The sequence below is a fragment of the Corynebacterium sp. LaCa_23 genome, from assembly GCF_058182375.1.
This window is the reverse complement of record NZ_CP190825.1, coordinates 838547-857769: the sequence shown is the minus strand read 5'-3', so window position 1 is coordinate 857769 and position 19223 is coordinate 838547. Positions and strand designations below refer to the sequence as shown.

At 60.9% G+C, this 19223-nt stretch carries 16 protein-coding genes; 10 read left to right on the top strand and 6 right to left on the bottom strand.

Features of this window, described 5'->3' with window-relative positions; all coding sequences use genetic code 11:
* Positions 1-23: 23 nt before the first annotated feature.
* A complete protein-coding gene (gene pth / locus ACP8IT_RS04230) occupies positions 24-671 on the top strand; it encodes an aminoacyl-tRNA hydrolase (RefSeq protein WP_490290452.1) in 648 nt (215 codons plus the stop codon).
* Here the strand turns inward: pth and ACP8IT_RS04225 are convergent.
* Positions 668-1360: a potassium channel family protein gene (locus ACP8IT_RS04225; protein WP_237800425.1), complete on the bottom strand. Its 693-nt coding sequence runs from the start codon at positions 1358-1360 to the stop codon at positions 668-670. The genes pth and ACP8IT_RS04225 overlap by 4 nt on opposite strands.
* On the bottom strand, positions 1353-2705 hold the full coding sequence (locus ACP8IT_RS04220; protein WP_490290451.1) for a TrkH family potassium uptake protein: 1353 nt from the start codon (positions 2703-2705) through the stop codon (positions 1353-1355). The genes ACP8IT_RS04225 and ACP8IT_RS04220 overlap by 8 nt, the downstream gene beginning before the upstream one ends.
* A 117-nt stretch (positions 2706-2822) precedes the next feature.
* On the opposite strand from ACP8IT_RS04220, the gene ACP8IT_RS04215 reads away from it, so the two are divergent.
* Both ACP8IT_RS04215 and ACP8IT_RS04210 read left to right on the top strand, forming a co-directional pair.
* Positions 2823-3659: an SDR family NAD(P)-dependent oxidoreductase gene (locus tag ACP8IT_RS04215; RefSeq protein ID WP_490290450.1), complete on the top strand. Its 837-nt coding sequence runs from the start codon at positions 2823-2825 to the stop codon at positions 3657-3659.
* Between the two features lie 24 nt (positions 3660-3683).
* Complete coding sequence (locus ACP8IT_RS04210) at positions 3684-5318, top strand: peptide chain release factor 3 (protein ID WP_490290449.1); 1635 nt, start codon at positions 3684-3686, stop codon at positions 5316-5318.
* Between the two features lie 18 nt (positions 5319-5336).
* Here ACP8IT_RS04210 and ACP8IT_RS04205 read toward each other — a convergent pair whose 3' ends face one another.
* Both ACP8IT_RS04205 and ACP8IT_RS04200 read right to left on the bottom strand, forming a co-directional pair.
* Positions 5337-6899, bottom strand: coding sequence for an aspartate-alanine antiporter-like transporter (locus ACP8IT_RS04205; RefSeq protein ID WP_005279970.1), 1563 nt, complete (start codon positions 6897-6899; stop codon positions 5337-5339).
* A 153-nt stretch (positions 6900-7052) separates the two neighbouring features.
* Positions 7053-7922, bottom strand: coding sequence for a patatin-like phospholipase family protein (locus tag ACP8IT_RS04200; protein WP_490290447.1), 870 nt, complete (start codon positions 7920-7922; stop codon positions 7053-7055).
* 74 nt (positions 7923-7996) lie between these two features.
* On the opposite strand from ACP8IT_RS04200, the gene ACP8IT_RS04195 reads away from it, so the two are divergent.
* Positions 7997-8401: a hypothetical protein gene (locus ACP8IT_RS04195; RefSeq protein WP_035108604.1), complete on the top strand. Its 405-nt coding sequence runs from the start codon at positions 7997-7999 to the stop codon at positions 8399-8401.
* Positions 8401-8940 carry a gamma carbonic anhydrase family protein gene (locus ACP8IT_RS04190; RefSeq protein WP_005279967.1) on the top strand — a complete coding sequence of 180 codons (540 nt, stop codon included), beginning with the start codon at positions 8401-8403 and terminating at the stop codon, positions 8938-8940. Before ACP8IT_RS04195 ends, ACP8IT_RS04190 begins: the two co-directional genes overlap by 1 nt.
* A 7-nt stretch (positions 8941-8947) precedes the next feature.
* Here the strand turns inward: ACP8IT_RS04190 and ACP8IT_RS04185 are convergent, their stop codons facing one another.
* Positions 8948-9601, bottom strand: a complete 654-nt coding sequence (locus ACP8IT_RS04185; RefSeq protein WP_005279966.1) for a hypothetical protein — start codon at positions 9599-9601, stop codon at positions 8948-8950.
* Positions 9602-9785: 184 nt separating this feature from the next.
* Here ACP8IT_RS04185 and ACP8IT_RS04180 point away from each other — a divergent pair, with 184 nt between their 5' ends.
* From ACP8IT_RS04180 to ACP8IT_RS04170, 3 genes are read left to right on the top strand one after another with little or no spacing between them, the layout of a single operon-like run.
* Complete coding sequence (locus ACP8IT_RS04180; protein ID WP_490290446.1) at positions 9786-12164, top strand: MMPL family transporter; 2379 nt, start codon at positions 9786-9788, stop codon at positions 12162-12164.
* The gene (locus tag ACP8IT_RS04175; RefSeq protein WP_490290445.1) at positions 12157-12756 is read left to right on the top strand and encodes a TetR/AcrR family transcriptional regulator; all 600 of its coding nucleotides are present in this window, start codon (positions 12157-12159) and stop codon (positions 12754-12756) included. The genes ACP8IT_RS04180 and ACP8IT_RS04175 overlap by 8 nt, the downstream gene beginning before the upstream one ends.
* 25 nt (positions 12757-12781) lie before the next feature.
* The gene (locus ACP8IT_RS04170; RefSeq protein WP_284640473.1) at positions 12782-13963 is read left to right on the top strand and encodes a DUF6882 domain-containing protein; all 1182 of its coding nucleotides are present in this window, start codon (positions 12782-12784) and stop codon (positions 13961-13963) included.
* Here ACP8IT_RS04170 and ACP8IT_RS04165 read toward each other — a convergent pair.
* Complete coding sequence (locus tag ACP8IT_RS04165; protein WP_023028560.1) at positions 13953-14987, bottom strand: 3-hydroxyisobutyryl-CoA hydrolase; 1035 nt, start codon at positions 14985-14987, stop codon at positions 13953-13955. The genes ACP8IT_RS04170 and ACP8IT_RS04165 overlap by 11 nt on opposite strands.
* Positions 14988-15055: 68 nt before the next feature.
* Here ACP8IT_RS04165 and ACP8IT_RS04160 point away from each other — a divergent pair, with 68 nt between their 5' ends.
* Both ACP8IT_RS04160 and ACP8IT_RS04155 read left to right on the top strand, forming a co-directional pair.
* Positions 15056-15853, top strand: coding sequence for an HAD family hydrolase (locus ACP8IT_RS04160; protein ID WP_284636133.1), 798 nt, complete (start codon positions 15056-15058; stop codon positions 15851-15853).
* Positions 15854-15992: 139 nt separating this feature from the next.
* Positions 15993-19220, top strand: a complete 3228-nt coding sequence (locus ACP8IT_RS04155) for an acyltransferase family protein (RefSeq protein ID WP_490290444.1) — start codon at positions 15993-15995, stop codon at positions 19218-19220.
* Positions 19221-19223 lie beyond the last annotated feature (3 nt).

Below are 19223 nucleotides of genomic sequence, written 5' to 3'. Positions count from 1 at the left end.
TACCGAGCTAGAAAGGCGCATTCGTGGCAGCTTTGAAAGATTTTATTGCCCGGATTTTCTGCGGTCCCTCGCCAGTGCAGCAGGGGCTGGATCCGGCCGAATTGGAGGCAGACTGGCTCATCATTGGCCTGGGAAATCCCGGCGCGAAATACGCCGCCACGCGCCATAACGTGGGCTATATGGCCGTCGATGATGTGCTTGCCCAAGGCGGCGACGTGTTCGAGCCGGTGCGCGGGATGGACCTCGAAGTAGCCCCGCTGCGCTGGGGTGATACCCGCGCGCTGGCGGTGCGCACGACAACGTTTATGAATCTCTCTGGCGATCCGATTGCCCCGCTGGCGGAGGCTTTGGGCATTGCGGCAGACCACATCATCGTCATCCACGATGAGCTCGATCTGCCGGCCAATAAGATTCGTCTGAAGCAGGGCGGCAATGAAAATGGGCACAACGGGCTGAAGTCGCTCACGCACAACCTGGGCACGCGGGACTACCTGCGCGTACGCATTGGCATCGCACGCCCGCCCAAGGGCTCGTCGATTCCGGACTATGTCTTAGCGCCTGTCGATGCCGGCCCCGGCTTCGATACCGCCATCGCCACCGCCGCCGAAGCCGCCCGACTCATCGCGACCCAGGGGCTCATACAAGCCCAAAACCGCATTCACTCGCGCTAGGACTGGGAAAATTTCTCCAGCGCCTGCGGGCTGCCGGCGGCGACGATGAAGTCGGTGGGGGCGAGCTGGGTGGCATCGGCAAGCGGGGCCCAAGCGCCCTCCGCCTGGCAGACTGAGACCAATTGCACGTGGTGGGTGCGCCAAACCTCGCCCAGGTCGAGCGGACGCCCTGTAACCGAAGAGGGCGCGGCCATTTGCGTCACTCCGTAATACGGGGCGATCTCAGCAAAATCGCGGAAGCGCCCGCCCAAGAGGTAGGCCACACGGCGGCCGGTATCGCGCTCCGGGCGGATGACGTGGTGGGCGCCAATCTGGCGCAGGATGCGCTCGTGGGCCTCCGAATTGGCCTTGGCCCAAATATCTTTGACCCCCAGCTCCACCAGGTTGGAGACGGTGAGGATGGACGCCTCCAGGTGCGAGCCGATGCCCACGATGACCCGCTCCACCTCGTCGATGCCTAGTTGGCGGAGCGCCGCCGGATCGGTGGTATCGGCCGAAATGGCCTCGGTTAAGTGCGGTGCTCGTTCGCGCACGATCTTTTCATCGGAATCGATTCCAAGGACCTCTACCCCATGGCCCATGAGCTCGCTTGCCAGGGAGCAGCCAAACCGCCCCAAGCCAATGACGACGACCGGGGCAATGTCGAGGGTGGCGCGGGAGCGGCCCAACGCCTTAAAAATGCTAGCCAATGAAGGGCCTTTCGTCGGGGTAGCTGTAACGGCGGCCGAGGTTCTTGGCCGACAACGCTGCTACCAGGGTGGTTGGGCCAACGCGGCCCAGGTACATGATGAAGCACAGCACGATTTGTGAGGGCGCGGACAAACTGGCGGTAATCCCGGTGGATAGGCCCACGGTGGCAAAGGCGGACATGACCTCGAAAGAGACCTGATCGCCGGAAAATTGCGGGTCGAAAAAGCGCAGCGCCGCCACGCCGAGGGTCACCACCAGCACGCCGGCAAAGCTCAATGCTAGCGCCTGTCGGGTCACACTATGGGGAAGGCTGCGGTGGTAGATGGAGGTCTTTTCCTTGCCCAAGAACTCCGCGGCCATGGCGGCCAATAGCACGCACGCGGTGGTGACCTTGATGCCGCCGGCGGTACCGGCCGAGCCGCCGCCGATGAACATCAAGGTATCGGTGCCCATGAGCGTTACCGGGTGAACCTCACCGTAGTCGAAGGTATTAAATCCGGCCGTGCGCGGGGAGACGCTGGCAAAGAACGCGTTGAGGATTTTCTCGCCCCACGACATCGGCGCCAGCACGCCATTCCACTCCGTAAGGGCAAAAAATATCGTGCCAGCTACGAGCAGTACGCCGGTGGCCGCCAGGGTCATGCGGGCCGTAATTGAGATGCGACGCGTCGCCTCTGAACCGCGACGCACGTGGCGCACCAATTCCGCCCAGACTGGAAAACCCAGCCCGCCGCCGATGACCGCCCCGGCCAGCGGCAAGAGGATCCAGGCATCGCCGACAAAGGGCACGAGGTTATCGCTATTGGTGCTAAACCCAGCGTTATTAAAGGCCGAAATGGCGTGGAAGATGCCCTCCCATAACGCCTGTGGGAAAGAATGCCCGTAGCCCACCATAAGCCGCGCGGTGACCGCCGTGGCGATAATGCTTTCTACCACCGCGGTAAAGGCGAAGGTGAAAATCAGGGTGCGGCGAATGCCACCGGCGAGGATGGGCCGGTTTTCATAGGCGCCGGTCTTGCGGGCCTTAAAACTAATCCGGCCGGTCAAGAGCAGGCCGGATAACGAGGCCAGCGACATAATGCCCAAACCGCCCAGTTGTATAAGGGCCAAGATGACCACTTGCCCCGCTGGGCTCCAAAAGCTACCGGTATCGACCACAACCAGCCCGGTCAATGAGACCGCGGAGGTCGCGGTGAAAAGGGCGGATAAAAACGAGGCGCGGGAATCTCCGGCCTCGGCGAACGGCAGCAATAACAATACCGTTCCTATCAGGATGAGCAGTAGAAACCCGGTGGCGGTTAGCCGCGCTGGTCCCCACTGCCGCAGAAAAAGCAGGCGCTTCACAAGCCGGAAGTATAGACCTGTCCAGACCCAAGCGGAACTGCACGGCGGGATGCCGCGGATAAATATCACGGAAGGATATCGCGGACGGATGTCACGGCCGTGGCTAGAATCAGGCCCATGACTTCGCCGTACTCAGCAGCTAGGACAATCGTGATTACCGGGGCTTCGTCAGGCATTGGTGCCGCGGCCGCCCGGCAGATTCACCGCACCCGCCCGCAGGATAACCCCGTCATCATTGGCCGCAATCCGGACAAGACTAAGGCCGTTGCTCAAGAGGTAGGCGGGCAGTATTTCCTCGCCGATTTCGAGTCACTGGCTCAGGTCCGCCAGCTGGCCGATGACCTGCAGCAGCTAGAGCGCATCGATGCCTTGGGCAATAATGCCGGCGGTATTTTCGATGGACCCACCATGACCGCCGATGGATTCGAGTGCACGTGGCAGGTCAACGTGGTCGCGCCGTTCCTGTTGACGTCCCTGCTACAAGACAAGCTGCGCGAGAGTAACGCCACCGTGGTCAACACGGCGTCGTTGGCCAATATGGTGATGTCGAATTTCGATCCGGCAGATCCCAATACGCTGGAGCATTTCAGCCCAGAGCGCGCCTACGGCAATGCCAAGCTGGCGGATATCTTGCTCGCCCGCTTTATCGATGCCCACGGCATCAACGCGGTGTCCTTTCACCCGGGCGTTTTAGCTACCGAGTTTGGCAAGTCCTCCACGGGGCTTACGGGCAAGTTGTACTCCGGGGTCATCGGCAAGGCCTTTGGCACCGCAGAGGCCGGCGGCGAGAACTTGGCCTACTTCCTTACCGGCACCGAGGGCATCCATTTCCAGTCCGGGGAGTATTACAATAATAGGCGCACGCTGGGCGTGCAGCGCCCGATTGCGAAGAATACCTCCGTGGCCCACCGCGTCTTTGAGGATCTGGGCCGCCGCCTCAATGTGGAGTGGTAGCGCTCAAGCATTAGACTATGGCGCATGAGTTCTGTCGCTTTTGAGGCCTCGCGCCGCCGCACGTTCGCCGTTATCGCCCACCCGGATGCCGGTAAGTCCACGCTGACGGAGGCGCTGGCGCTGCATGCGCACGTGATTAATGAGGCCGGCGCGGTCCACGGCAAGGGCAACCGCAAGTCCACCGTGTCTGACTGGATGGATATGGAGAAAAACCGCGGTATCTCCGTGGCTTCGTCTGCGCTGCAGTTTGAATACGCCCCGGAGGGACACGAGGGCGAGCCTTATATGATCAACCTGGTCGATACCCCAGGTCACGCGGACTTTTCGGAGGATACCTACCGCGTGCTTACCGCCGTGGATGCCGCAGTGATGCTTATCGATGCCGCCAAGGGCCTCGAGCCGCAGACCCTCAAGCTCTTCCGCGTCTGTAAGGCGCGCGGCCTGCCCATCGTCACGGTGATCAACAAGTGGGACCGCGTGGGCCGCGAGCCACTCGAGCTCGTCGATGAGATTGTGAACGAAATCCAGCTGCAGCCCACCCCTCTCTACTGGCCGGTGGGCATCGCGGGCGATTTCCGCGGCCTAGCTCACATCAATGATGACGGCGAGGCCGATAATTACATCCACTTCATCCGCACCGCCGGTGGTTCCACCATCGCACCGGAGGAGCACTACGATCCGGCGGCCGCAGAAGAAAAGGAAGAGGATGTGTGGGAGACCGCGGTGGAAGAAGCCGAGCTCCTTGCCGCCGATGGCGCCCTGCACGATCAAGAGCTCTTTGAACAGTGCGTGACCTCCCCGCTCATCTTCGCCTCGGCCATGCTGAACTTCGGCGTCCACCAGATCCTGGATACCTTGTGCGCCATCGCCCCAGCCCCGCACTCCCGCGAATCCGATCCCAAGGCCGTGGAGGCGGCCACCAGCGCCATCGATGAGGTGCGCGAGGTAGCCGATGACTTTTCCGGCGTCGTTTTCAAGGTGCAGGCGGGCATGGACCAAAAGCACCGCGATAACCTGGCGTTTATGCGCGTGGTCTCCGGCGAATTCGAACGCGGCATGCAGGTCAACCACGCCCAATCCGGCCGCAGCTTTTCCACCAAGTATGCGCTGACGGTCTTTGGCCGCACCCGCGATACCGTGGATACCGCTTACCCTGGCGATATCGTGGGCCTCGTCAACGCGGGCGCGCTGGCACCGGGCGACACCATCTACTCCGGCAAAAAGGTCCAGTTCAAGCCCATGCCCCAATTCGCCCCGGAGGCCTTCCGCATCCTGCGGGCGAAGTCGCTGGGCAAGTATAAGGCCTTCCGCAAGGGCTTGGAGCAGCTCTCGGCCGAGGGCGTGGTGCAGATCCTGCGCAACGATGCGCGCGGCGATGCCTCCCCGGTCATGGCTGCGGTCGGCCCCATGCAGTTCGAGGTCATGCAGGCCCGCATGGAATTCGAGTACAACGTCGAAACCGTCACCGAGCCCATCCCCTACTCCGTGGCGCGTCGCACCGATGCCAAATCTGCACCGGAACTCGGCCGCCAGCGCGGCGTAGAGATCTTCACTCGCCAAGATGGCGAGCTCATTGCCCTCTTTGGCGATAAGTGGAAGCTCGCCTTCATTGAAAAGGAACACCCAGAGCTCACCATGGAGACCTTGGTCGCGGATTAATCGAGCGGCTGCCCCCCGTCAGAGCAGCATGACCGGGATGACCACGATCTTCATGAACTGCGCCACCACAATGGTGGAGGTATAGCCGGTAAGGATGCGCGAATCCGAGCTGGCGCCCGTGGCGTAATTGACCACCGCGGGCTGGCCAAAAAGCCCGGAAATGCCGCCTGAGGTGCGGGTTTCGGATTGCCCCATAAACCGACTGGCCGCCGCGAAAATCCCGATGATGATAACGGCGATGATCGCGGCCAGCACCATGGATTTCAGGCCCATCCAGGAAAAGGCGGTGGAGACAAAGGCCTCTCCGGAGGACAGGCCCACCGAGGCCAAGAAGATGGCAAGGCCCCACTGCTGGAATGCCGTATTGATCGGGGAGGGAATCTGCCACGGAATGCGGCTGGTGCGGTGCAAGGCACCGAGGACCAGTCCGGTGATCAGTGGGCCCAGCGCGAACCCGAGCTCGAAGGACGCGCCACCGGGCAGCGGAACCACGATAAGCGAAATAAGGTAGCCGATGGTCAGCCCACCGCCGAGTGCTACCCAGTTAAGCTGCGAGTATGCGGTCACGGAATCGCCAAAGTAATCGCGAACATCACCCAGGCGGTCATGCTTGACCACGATTTCTAGGTCATCACCAGATTCCAAGTGGGTTTCATTGGTGGCAAGGAATTCCTCATCGCCGCGGCGCACCCGCACAATCCGCGCGCCGTAGCGCGAAAAGAGGTTGAGCTCCTTGACCTTGCGGCCCTCGATATCCTCATTGGAAATGGCCACGGTCTCATTGACCAGACGCTTATCCACAAACGGGGTTTGGGGCTGGCGCTTTCCCAGGGCATCGGTAAGCTCCTTGGCCTTTGCCTTGGTCACCAACACGCGCAAGACATCACCGCGGTGCAGCTCCGGGTTATCGCCCGGCACGTCGATGTCACGGCCGCGGCGGATGGTGGCGATGATGAAATGATCCGCGAATTTCTCGCGCAGCTCAGCATAGGAAATATCGCGGGTGACCTTAATCGTTCGCGAGCGGAAAATCTTTTCCGCCGAGTGGTCTTGGTCCTTCTGCGCTGGCCAGCTATGCCGCAGGACGAATGCCACAAGGAGGATGGCCACGGCCACGCCGACCGGATAGGCCAAGGAGTATCCCACGGCGGGCAGCTCCTCGCCGGATTGCTGCTGGGCCACGGCAAGCGACGCCGTGGACGTCGTTGCACCGGAGAATACGCCGGTCACCGCCAGCGGCGATAACCCCATGAGGCTGCCGATGCCCAGCGCCGCGGCCGCCGCGGCTATTACCGCCACAGTGGCGAGCAGCATGTGTTTTAGCTGGGTGGAAAAGCCCTTGAAGAAGGCCTCGCCGGCAGACAGGCCTTGCATATAGATAAAGAGTCCCAAGCCCAGCTCCTGCAAGGAACTGAGGATATTGTCATCTAGCTCAATAAAGGATCCGAAGGCTAAGGCGACAAAAAGGGTACCCGCCGCGCCGAAGCGCAGCGGGCCAAAGGGAATCATGCCAAATAGCGTGCCGAGCACGATCATGAAGAAAATGCTCAGCCAAATATTGCCATCAAAAATCGCTAACACGCTGTGCAATCTTAGGAGCTTGGCGCGATTTAGCTAGCTGAAAATGCTTGGCACCGTGCACCGAATACCACCATTAGTGCAGCGCACGCGATTATCCCTCCTGCTGCCACAAAGAATCAGGAGGGCGATCTCACACCACCATGCAGAGGTGAGCTAGTCCAGCAGGAATTCCTTCCACTTTGGCCACTCGGCGTGGGTTTGTGCCTTGCCAGCCTGGTAATTCGCGCGCAGCTTATCCACGTTGCGCTCGGTGGAGGCCACCTGCATATCTTCTGGGAAAAACAGCTGCGCCTTGCCCTGGCGCTCTAGCTCGAGGAGACGGTCCTTGGCCGCGTTATAGATGGGTGGGCGACCAATGAGGGCATCGGCAATAGCGGGGTATTTACGGAAGATGCGGCGGGTAATCGCCGGGCGCGCCACCTCGGGGCGGACGTACCCGCGCGGCTTGGAGCCGATGAACAGGAATTTCTCATAGCCGGCTTCTTCAGCCTGCTCGATGGTAATGCCGCCGGACGAGCCCAGGGCGCCGTCCACATAGGGCGAGCCATCGATGATGCGAATCGGCATGAGTAGCGGCAGCGTGGACGAGGCGCGCACCCGCACATACAGATCTTCCGGTTCTGTCACATCATCGCGGGTCCAATACACGGATTCGCCGGTATCGGCCCGCGCGGCGGCGAGCACCATATCCGCTGGGTGCTTACGGTACGCATCCCAGTCAAAGGGCATATCTTTATCCGCGGAGCGCTCATAAATATATTCCGCATTGAAATAGCCATTGCCGCGCACCAGCGATCCCACGCCACCGAAGCTGGGGTTATTGACAAAATCCGTGAAGGATTCTTCCGCGCGCTTGGCATCGTGTGACAGGTAATTGACCGTGTGGGAGGCGCCAGCAGAGACACCGCCTACCCATCCAAAGGTGACGTTTTCTTGGATGAGTTTGACTATGCAGGCGGCGGTATAGGAATTGCGCATTCCGCCGCCTTCGATCACTAGGGCGGTGTTGCTGGCATCAATCATGGTCTCCCATAGTACGCGCGGCGATGTTACGGCGGTCAACCCGCTACCTGACTGCGCGGCTAGACTTGAACGCTATGGGATTATTGGATGCTCTTGCCAAGCTCACCGGGAATGGGGCGCCGCAGTTGGCGCGGCCCGATTCCGCGGCGACCACCATGCAGGTGGACCGGCTGGATATTAGGACCGCCGGCCAGCTCATCATCATTATCACCGGCCAGCAGGGCGCCCGGGCCCTTGCTGAGCGCGCCGCCTCGCGCGAGTCCGCAACCCTCATCTCCCCCACCACCACGGCGCATTTCCCCGCCGTAAAGAAGGATGTGCTGCCGGTCAAAGATCCCAAGCACGGCTGGATTATCCCCATCACGCCCTCACTGGCGAGCGCGCTTTCCCAGGCAGAGCTTGCGGGTACTCCGCTTGCCGATGCCCCCACTTCCAGCGAGTACGAGCTATCCCCCAGCCTCGCGGTGGTGGTGGAATAATGCCTATCTACCCCTTCCAAGGAAAACGCCCGCGCATCCACCGCAGCGCGTGGATCGCGCCGAATGCCACCATCATTGGTGATGTGGAAATCGGCCCGGATTCTTCCGTCTTTTATGGATGCGTGCTGCGCGGCGATGTTGGCCCCATCCGCATTGGCCGCCGGTGCAATATTCAGGACAATAGCGTTATCCACGTGGAACGGGAGGCACCGTGCATCCTTGAAGACGATGTCACGGTAGGCCACATGGCCATGCTCCACGGCACCCACGTGGGTGCCGGCAGCCTAGTGGGCATGTCCGCTACCCTGCTATCTCGCTCCACCATCGGGCCCGGTTCGCTCATCGCCGCCGGCGCGCTGGTGCGCGAGGGCGCGGAAATCCCGGCGCGCTCTTTGGCCGCCGGCGTCCCAGCCACCGTGCGCCGCGAGCTTTTCGCCGAGCAGTCCGCGGCGTTTATCCCACACGCCGCGCGTTATGTGGACCTTGCTCAGCAGCAGTCTGCCGCTGAGCTCGCACTTGATGATGTCTACTTTGACTAGCGCATCCCTATAGGTTCACGACACCCATGATGATGAGGAAGACGGCGACGATATAGCCGCCGATGAGCGTGACCCGCGTGCTGTTTTCGCGCGCCGCCGCAAAGACTCGCCCCGCAGCTGAGTCTGGGTGGGCGCGCACCACGGCGATGAAAAGCCCGCAGATCACCGGCAGGGACAGCGCCAGGGTGGCGTACCACAAGAGGCCGCCGTATTGGGCGGCGAGCGATAGATCCTGGGTGGCCAAGAACATGAGGCCGAAATAAAACGGCACGGAGGTCAGCGATTGGACCACGCCCATCACGAAGCCGATCAGCACGGTGGTGATGGAAGGCGTGCGCAGCGGCTGCAGCATGCGCCCGATCAAGGCATTGGGTTTGCCTTGGGAGTGCCAGGCGCCAAAGGCCAGTGCGATGCCGACGATAATGAGGATGCCGCCGGCAATCGGTGACTCCAAGATGGCCGCGATCTGTTCGCGCACGCCCAAAAGGACGAACATCACCACGGCCGCAGCGGCGAGAACGCCCAGCCAGTCGCCCAGGATGACCAGGCCTGCGATCCAGCGGTACTTCCCGCGCGGGAGCATGATGCCGATGGCTACAAGGATGCCAATGAGCAAGGCATTGACCGAATCCAAGAGGGCGAAACTTACCGCGTGAATCATGCGCGATAGTCTACCTATCCTTCCCGCCGCCCTGTGCTTTCTGGCCGCGCGTGGGTTATAGGTCACATTAAAGAGCTACTATGCCCACCTGCACCTTATTTTGCACCACATGTGCAGGATTGCATAGACTATGCACGATTTTAGAAGCAGCGCCCACCTCTCTCACTCATAAAGGAGCTCGCCCATGTCCAAATTCCTCTACCGGCTGGGAAGCTGGTCCTACCGCACGGTATGGCCCTTCCTCGCCTTCTGGCTCATCGTCTTAGTGGCGATGGTTGGCCTCACCGCCGGCTTTGCCAAAACCCCGAACCCCAACTTCGCCATGCCGGAGATGGACTCCACCACCACTCAAGAAGAGATGATGGAGCACTTCGATCAAGATACCGATGCCATGAGCGCCCCGGAGGGCACCGTGGTCATCCAAGCCCCTGCGGGCAAGGAGCTAAGCGATGACGCTGTTGCCGGGGGCATCGACAAGCTGCTCCAAGACCTCAAAGACACCGGTGCGCTAAAGAATGAGGATGAGTTGGTCAGCCCGGTCCTCGCCGCCGCCGGCATGGAAAAGCAGATGGGCGAGCAGATGCGGGCACAGGGCATGCCCGAAGAGCAGGTTGCGAAGAACCTGCAGCAACTGTCTCCGCTCAGCGAGGACAAGACCACCGGCTCCGTCACCATCGCCTTCGATGCCGCTGATGTCATGGACATCAATGATGACGATATGGCTGCGGTCACGGATGTCCTGCACCAGCACGACGGCGAAGGCCTTTCCGTTAAGTACCAGGGCAATGCCTTCGCGATGGCCGATGCCGGCATGAATGGCAGCGCCGAACTCATCGGCATGGTGGTCGCCGCCATCGTGCTGCTGGTGACCTTCGGCTCCTTCGTAGCTGCCGGCATGCCGCTGATTTCCGCCGTCATCGGCGTGGGCATTGGCATCCTCGGCGTGCAGCTGGCCACCATCTTTACCGATACCGTCTCCGATATGACCCCGACGCTGGCCTCCATGATCGGCCTGGCCGTGGGCATCGACTATGCCCTCTTCATTGTCAACCGCTTCCGCAATGAGCTCATCACTTCCTCGGGCCTAAATAACCTGACGCCAAAGGAACTGGCTAAGCAACTGAAGAAGATGGATAAGGGCACCCGCGCCCACGCCATGGGCATGGCGCTGGGCACCGCCGGCGGCTCCGTTGTCTTTGCCGGTACCACCGTGGTCATCGCGCTGGCGGCCCTGACCATTATCGGCATTCCGTTCCTGTCCACCATGGCTATCGCCGCCGCCGGAACCGTGGTCATCGCCGTGCTTGTGGCCAATACCTTTATCCCCGCCGTGCTGGGCCTGCTGGGCACCAAGATCTTCGCCGGGCGCGTGCCTGGCCCCAAGGTCCCAGACCCCGAGGACGAGAAGCCCACCATGGGTCTGCGCTGGGTCCGCCGCGTGCGCGCCCACCCGTGGCTGCACCTGGGCGTGGGCGTTATCGTGCTGGCCATCCTGGCCATCCCGTTTGCGAATATGCGCCTGGCCATGCCTACCGATGGCTCCGCTCAACCCGGCACCCCGCAGCGCGAGGCCTACGAGATGTCCGAGGAAGCCTTTGGTCCAGGCCGCAATGCCCCGATGATCGCCTTCGTGAATGTGGAAGACGTCTCCGAACAAGACCGCATGCCGGCCCTCCAGGATCTGCTCCACAAGTTCAATGACACCGAAGGCGCAGACAACGCCCAAATCGTCCAAACCACGGATAACGGCGATGCCGCCCAGATCATGATCACGCCGACGACAGGTGCGACCGATGAGGAAACCACCGAGACCTTGGAACGCCTGCGCGAGTACCAAGGCGAGTTTTCTAAGGACGGCGGCTCCTACGGCATTACCGGCATCACCCCGATCTTCGACGATATTTCTGAGCGCCTGAGTAGCGTGCTCGTGCCGTACGTGGCCATCGTTTTGGGCCTTGCCTTCATCGTCTTGATGCTGGTCTTCCGCTCCATTTGGGTCCCGCTCATTGCCGCCGCGGGCTACGGGCTGTCCGTGGCCGCCACCTTCGGCATTACCGTTGGCATCTGGCAAGAGGGCAAGTTCGGCCTCGTCAACGACCCGCAGCCGCTTCTATCCTTCCTGCCCATCATGCTCATCGGCCTGACCTTTGGCCTGGCCATGGACTACCAGGTCTTCTTGGTCACCCGCATGCGCGAGGGCTACGTCAGCGGTAAGACCGCCGCCAACGCAACCTCGAATGGCTTTAAGCACGGCGCACGTGTGGTCACGGCCGCAGCGCTCATCATGATTTCGGTCTTCGCAGCCTTCATCTTGATGGACGAGCCATTCATCAAGACCATGGGCTTTGCCCTGGCTATGGGCGTGCTTATCGATGCCTTCGTTATCCGCATGATGGTCATCCCCGCCACCATGTTCCTTCTAGGAGACAAGGCGTGGTGGTTGCCCAAGTGGTTGAATAAGATCGTGCCTAATATGGATATCGAGGGCGAAGCCCTGCACAAGGAGCGCGAGGCGCTCCTAGACTTTCAACACAACAAGGTAGGAAAGGTTCATCGTGACTAGTTTGCGCGAATCCAAGAAGCGAGCAACGCGCCAGGCCATGTCTGATGCCGCGGCCCGCCTCGCCTTGGACGGCGGCGCTGAGGCAGTCACGGTCTCAGGTATCACCAGCGCCGTCGGGGTCTCCCCGCGCACGTTCCACAATTATTTTTCTTCGGTGGCGGATTCCCTCTTGCACTACACCGCGGATGTCCTCGAGGCATTCGCAGAAGACATTCCCACCGCATTTCCCGGCGAGCCCATCTCTTCGGTCTTGGAATTAACGCTCATTGATGCCCTCGACAACGAATACATGGAGCTGCGCTCGCTGCACAGCCTGTTCAAAATCGGCGAAGCGATGGAAAACCTCAGCCACACCGCCGAGGAAAAGAAGAAATTCGATAGCGTCACCCAAAGGATCATCGCTGCTTTTCAAGAGCGCTACCCCGAATATTCGACCTTCGAGCTCACCGTCATTTTGAACGCGTGCGGCAGCACCAGCAATGCCTGCCAGCAAGAGCTGAAAAGGCGCTGCGAAGGCGGCAAGCCCCCTAGCAAGCAGGAACGCGACGAGTTGGTCCACCACGCCTTTGCCACCCTGCGCGGCCTCGTATGAGGTTTCAGTATCCTCGTAGGTAATTATGGATACTTCGAATTCGCTTGCCCAGGCCACCCGCGATGCCTGCTTTATTCAGGCGGGCCTTGACGCCGCCTTCCGGGCCCGCTTGGGCGATACCACCGATGTGGAATTTAATTTCCTCACCCCCTCAACGGATGCCGAGGGCCACCTCACCCGCAATCAGCCCGTGGAAATCCGCTGCAGCTCGTCCTCCAGCGTCAAAGACTTCCGGGGCACACGCATCGCCGTCATCGATCGCGCCGGCTCGCCGGCCTGGCGGTGGGCGATGCAGGCGGAGGCTGACCTGCCGCAGGGCGGGGATGATCCGGCGAAGTTTATCCCCCTCGCCCGCCTCCTGGCCGGCAATGCCCCGGTGCTGCGGGCACGGCAAGGCGATCATGAGGCGATCATCGCCGTGGATTTCCATCCGCGCCTCGACTTTCCCATCAGCATTGCAGCAGGCATTCGCCGTAGCGCGCCAGATACTGATGAGCAGCGCGCGGTGCACGAACTCGCCCACCACTTGGGCATTACGCTCGCAGAGACTGGCGCGGACTCCGCTGCGGAGTCTGCCGAGCATTATTCCGATGGAACGACGCTGCATTTTTCTAGCGCAGTGGGCGCGCCGCAGATCACCGCCATCGAGCCGGGCATGAAGGATACCCGCATTATCGAGGATGCTTTCTATTACGGCATGGAGCACCAGCTGTATTTCCAGGGCAATTTCCCGGAGGCCACGGTGCACCTCAACGCGGACGCGGCCACGGCGGAGATTCGCTACTCTGGCGGCAAGGCCGAGGCCACGGCGGTACTCATCGCCACCATTTCGGAGGAACGATTCCTGTGGGCGTGGGCCGATCCCGCGGTCAAGGACACCGCAGCCGCGCAGGCTGCCGCGAACCTGTACCGCTTCGGCATCGATCACCAGGTACCGGCGCTAATCCGGCCCGCGCTACCCTTGGACTACGCGCGTACCCGGCAGGTACCGCAGCTGGCCCTGCCCATCCTGGGCATGTGGACGCTGGTGGGCACCACGCTTGCCGATGGCCGCGTCGGCCTCGTCCTCCTCGATTCCGAAGCGCTGCATTTGCCCCAGCCCACGTCCGCGGCCACGGAAGCAACGCTGGCGGCTACCCCACCCCGAGAGATCAATGAGGCGCAGGCTCGATCGGCCTACGCCTCCTTTCGCGGGATTAACCTTTAGCTAATACGCCGCGGATGGCGTCTACATCCACCTCCGCGACGCTTGCGGGGTTAAAGGCCGCGTCATTGGATTTATCTACCAATACCGCGCGCACGCCATCGGAAAAGTCATCGCGGCGATACATATAAGCGCCCAGTTTCTTTTCCAGCTCGAGGGCATCGCGAATGCTCGAGCACTGCGCCTCTGCCCGGTAGAGCTCCAGCGCGGCCACGATGGAGGTCGGGCAGGCCTGCGCGGTGAGCTTATCCACCAGCTCCTTCAGCTCCGGGTATTCCTTAGCGGCCGCGGTGATGTCCTGCCAGGAATCGTGGCGGAAGCTGGCCTCGATCCCCTCGATGAGCTCTGCAAGCGGGGCCTCATCTTCTGGCTGCACGGAGTGCTGTTCCAGCGCGGCATCAATGCCCTTATCAATGACGTCGCTGGCAAACGCATCGCCGTCTTTTACGTAGTCAGTGGCCAGCCCGCTCCACACGAGGTCTGCGGCGTACATGCGGTAGCCGGTAATACCCCAGAACTTTGCGAGCTCTGGCGAGGCCTTACCGCGCGTGCCCACCGCGTTTTGGGAGGCATAGGCCATGCCCACATCCGTGACATAGCCAATATTCATCTCCGGCATGGAGGCGAAGGTCTTGTCCGTGACCACGCAGTGCGAGCCGTGCGCGGATACGCCAAGCCCGCCACCCATAGCGATGCCATCCACCAGCGCGATGACCGGCTTAGGGTATTCCGCAATATCCCCGTTGAGGGTGTACTCCGAGGCGAAGAAGTCATCGACCTCGTCGTACTTGCCGTCGACGATGCCATCGCGAGCCATACGGACATCGCCACCCGCGCAATAGGCCTTAGGATTGGTAGAGGTCAAAAGGACCTGCTCTACCTCGTCATCACCCCGCCACTTATCCAAGGCAGCGGCGATGAGATCGATCATTTCTGGGCTGAGAGAGTTGAGAGCCTTTGGGCGGTTGAGCTCAATGACTCCGGTATGGTTGCGGATTGAGGACACGATAGGTGCATCATTAGTCATATCCTCTATTGTGACACACAACTCATGCACCTAGCTACCGTTTGCGACTTCACAGATAGGTCTTAATTTTGCTTCCACAGCTTATCGCCCTAGACATGGACGGCACCCTGCTCGATGGAAACGGCGACTTGCCGCCAGGATTCGCGGCGACCAGCCAACGCGCAACCGAGCTCGGCGTCACCCTCGTTCCGGCATCTGGGCGCCAGCTCGCCACCCTGCAACAGATGTTTCCTCATGAGGAGACCTTTATTGCAGAAAATGGCTCCGTGGTCGTGCACAATAACGAGCTGCTGAGCACCACTCCCCTGCCGTCATCGGCCGTCCGCGCTGCGGTAGCGGCGCTCGACGCGGTGTCCCAACCCCACACCGTGGTGCTGTGTACGCCAGCTACGGCGTTTGTGGAAAGGGGCATCGACAGCCAAGCCTCCACCGAGATCTCCAAGTACTATAAATCCATCAGCTGGGTAGATGATCTCCATGATCTGCTCGATGAGGAGATCATCAAGATCGCCGCCTTCTGCGCCGATGGCAGCGAAAGGCACCTCCACGATCCGCTGCGCGAGGCCGTGCCTGAGCACAATATCGCGGTATCTGGGGCGGTGTGGCTCGATGTCATGGCGGCCGGGGTAAATAAGGGCGTGGCGCTAGAAACCATGGCGTCGCTGCTGGATATCTCCCAATCCCGCACCGCGGCTTTTGGAGACTTCCTCAACGATTTCGAACTCCTCCAAGCCGCCGGAACCGCCATTGCCATGGACAATGCGCATCCTAAGCTCAAGGCGATTGCCGATACCATCGCCCCGCCCAATACCGAGTATGGGGTGCTGACAGTGCTGAATCAGCTTTTTGACAGCCAACAGGATTAGACTTTCTTCTTTCACCATCTATCCGCCAAAACATTGCCAATTTCCCGCGCCACGCCGTGCTCTCTACTTTGGGTAATGGCGCTTCTCGCGGTCTAAAATTGGCCGACTAGTACATTTTCGTAGTGCAATGGGAGTTCACGTGAATCGTTTTCTGCGCTCGCTGCTGGGGAAGAAAGATTCCGAGCGTAATGAGGCCACGCCGCCCACGACGCGGCAATCAGATGGGCCTACAGGTGATTCCTCCACTGGGGCTTCCACGCCTAATTCCGGTATCCCTACCGGGCCGGATCCACATGCCCGCAATAATCACGAGGCGCGCACGGAACACCAGCCGCCCACCTCGAATGCACAGGATGGCACTAAATCCTCGCACGCACAGCCCACGGATCCCACCCATGGGTTCGCTCGCCAATCCCGCCAGGTGGGTAACCCCACGCCTCAAGACAAAATCCCTTCCCGAAACCAGGGTGCGCAGACCCCCAAATCCGCTGCCGCCAAAGGCTCTGCCCAAGACAAGCAGAATAATTCTGCCCAGAAGAAAACCGGAGCAAAGCCACACCAGCAGGTAAAGCCTGCCACGCCCAAGAATCCACAGAAACCGCAGCAACCAGCCGCCGAAACGAAGGAATTTCCCGCCAGCCCCGCCAGTGCTTCCCGCGCGTCCGGGACCTCTGGCGCCTCTCGAACTTCCACATCCGCCGGTTCCAAGAATTCTTCCCGCTCCAATAACTCCGCTGGCACTCCTCGGCCTTCCGACGCCAATCGATCCACCGGCACCGGCTCCTCGAAGCCTTCCGACGATGCGAAGAACTCCGCGCAGGGAACCACGGAATTTCCCGCCCAGCAGTCGTGGCCTGCCCAAAGGCCAGAGCAGCGCAAGCCTGAACAGCGCAAAACTGAGCAAAGCAAAGCCGAGCCGCGCAAGCCGGAGCAGCGTAAGCCAGGGCAGCGCACATCTGGGCAGCAACAGCCTGTTCAGCGCAAGCCGGAGCAGCGTAAGCCAGGGCAGCGCACATCTGGGCAGCAACAGCCTGTTCAGCGCGAGCAGGAGCAGCGCCAGCAGGAGCAGCGCCAGCAGGAGCAGCGCCAGCAGGAGCAGCGCCCGCCAGAACAGCGTAAGTCTGCACCGCACCAACCGGAGCAGCAGGCATCCGGATCCGGGCGTCCGCAAGCAGAGCAGCGCAAGCCTGCGCACAAGCCTGCCTCTGCGCAAGAGCAAGAATCAGGGATTCCTGCTGGAGAAAAGGCCGCCGCAATGGGGGCTTCTCAACCACAGCGCATTCCTGCCGAACAGACTGCACGGGAGCACCAGCCCGCGGCCGTTCAGGCTGGCAAGCAGTCTTCTCCGCACGAGACACAAGACGCCAATAAATCGAAATATCCCTTGCAGAACCAGCAGAACGACTCCGAAGTACTCGCAGTCCCGCCAGAGGATAAGAACGTGCGCAAGAAGCGGCACGCGCGGCTGCGCCAAGTCAAGGGCCTTGACGGCCTGCGCGGCCTCGCCGTTATTGCCGTGGTCTTATACCACTTCTTCGGCGATGCCCTACCCGGCGGTTACCTGGGCGTGGACATGTTCTTCGTCCTCTCCGGCTTCCTTATTACCTCGCTGCTCGTGCGCGAGTACCGCACGTCCGGAACGATTAGCCTGAAGGACTTTTGGGTGCGCCGCTTTAGGCGCATCTTGCCCGCCGCCGTCGCCGTACTCGTTTTCTGTACCGCGATCGTCGCGTGGATTGGCGGCGATTTGGCCGTTGGCCTGCGCCAGCAATTCTTCGGCACCCTCTTCTTTGTCAATAACTGGACGCAAATTGCCACCTCGCAATCCTATTTTGCCGATAACGAAGTACAGGTCTTTGCCCACTACTGGTCGCTCGCGGTTGAAGAGCAGTTCTACCTCATCTGGCCGCTGCTCATCCTAGTTATTTTCCGCGCCTCGTCGCGCCAGCCGCGCCGCCTTCCGGTCGTGGTCGCCAGCGTGTTGGGCTTGGCATCCTTTGCGGCCATGTGGTTCATCTTCACCCCAGGCGAAGACCCCACCCGCGTCTACTACGGCACGGATACCCACGCATTCGGCTTGTTGACCGGCGCGGTCCTCTCCTTGTTGATGACCTCTACGAAGTCCGATCCCAACGCGGATTCCTGGGCCACCTCCGGCAAGGTCGAAACCCGCGCCGCCGGCATCATCGGCTTCTTGGCGCTTATCGGCTATGTCGCGCAGCTATTTCTCATGCCTGACGATGCCGAATTTACCTACCGCGGCGGCCTTTTCCTCACCAGCATCCTTGGTGCCCTCATGGTGTGGGGCGTCATCCACGAGTACGGCCCAATGACGCCGCTGTTTAGGACGAAGGTCATGCGCTGGTTCGGTCAGCGTTCCTTCTCGCTGTACCTGTGGCACTGGCCGGTCATCATGATTTTGGAGGCACTGTTCCACGGCAATCAGAATTCTGAGAATACGTGGATTCTGGGCCTTGTCGCCGTCCCCATCTCCCTGATCCTTTCGGAGATTTCTTATCAGTTCATCGAGAACCCATTCCGCCGCGGCGGGTACAAGAAGACATGGAAGAACTACTGGGCTGCGCGCCCAAGCTTCAGCGAGCTCAAGGACGGCTTTGGCAAGGCCATGTGGCCAGTGGTCCCGTTGTTGGTTGTCGCTTCTTTGGTTGGCGTTGTCTACGGCGTGGTCAACTCCAACGATAAGACGGAATTGGAGCAGCAGCTCGACCAGCTCCAGCAGCAAAACCAGAATAATAATCCTGTCCCGCCAGAGGCGGCCGCACCCTCCACGCCGCCTGCCGAAGATAAGGAAGACGACGCAAAGAAAGAGGACGATACTAAGACCCGTCCGATGCCACAGGGCACGAATATCACCGCAATCGGTGACTCGGTAATGCTGGCGGCCAGCGATGCCTTAAGCCAACGCTTCCCCGGCATTTATATCGATGCCGAAGAATCCCGCCACTACGCGTCAGGTATCCAAATCCTCCAACAGATGAAGAACGCCGGCACGCTGCGCGATACCGTCTTCTTGGGCTTTGGTACCAACGGCGCCGCCCAGCCGAACCAAATCAGCCAGGCCATGGATATCATCGGCGAGGATCACACCGTGGTCATGGTGGTTCCCTATGGCGACCGCGAGTGGATGGCGCAGTCCCAGAAGGACGTCATTGACGCCGCCAAGGAGTACGACAACGCCTATATCGCGGACTGGTGTGGCTATGCCAAAAACAATCCGGAGATGCTCTACTCCGATGGCGTGCACCCGCTTCCCGAAGGCGCCAGCGGCTACTCCGATGCCTTCTATAACGCCCTGAAGCAGTACTCCAAATACGACAAGAGCGTCTCTTCGCAATGCCAGGCTTAGTGA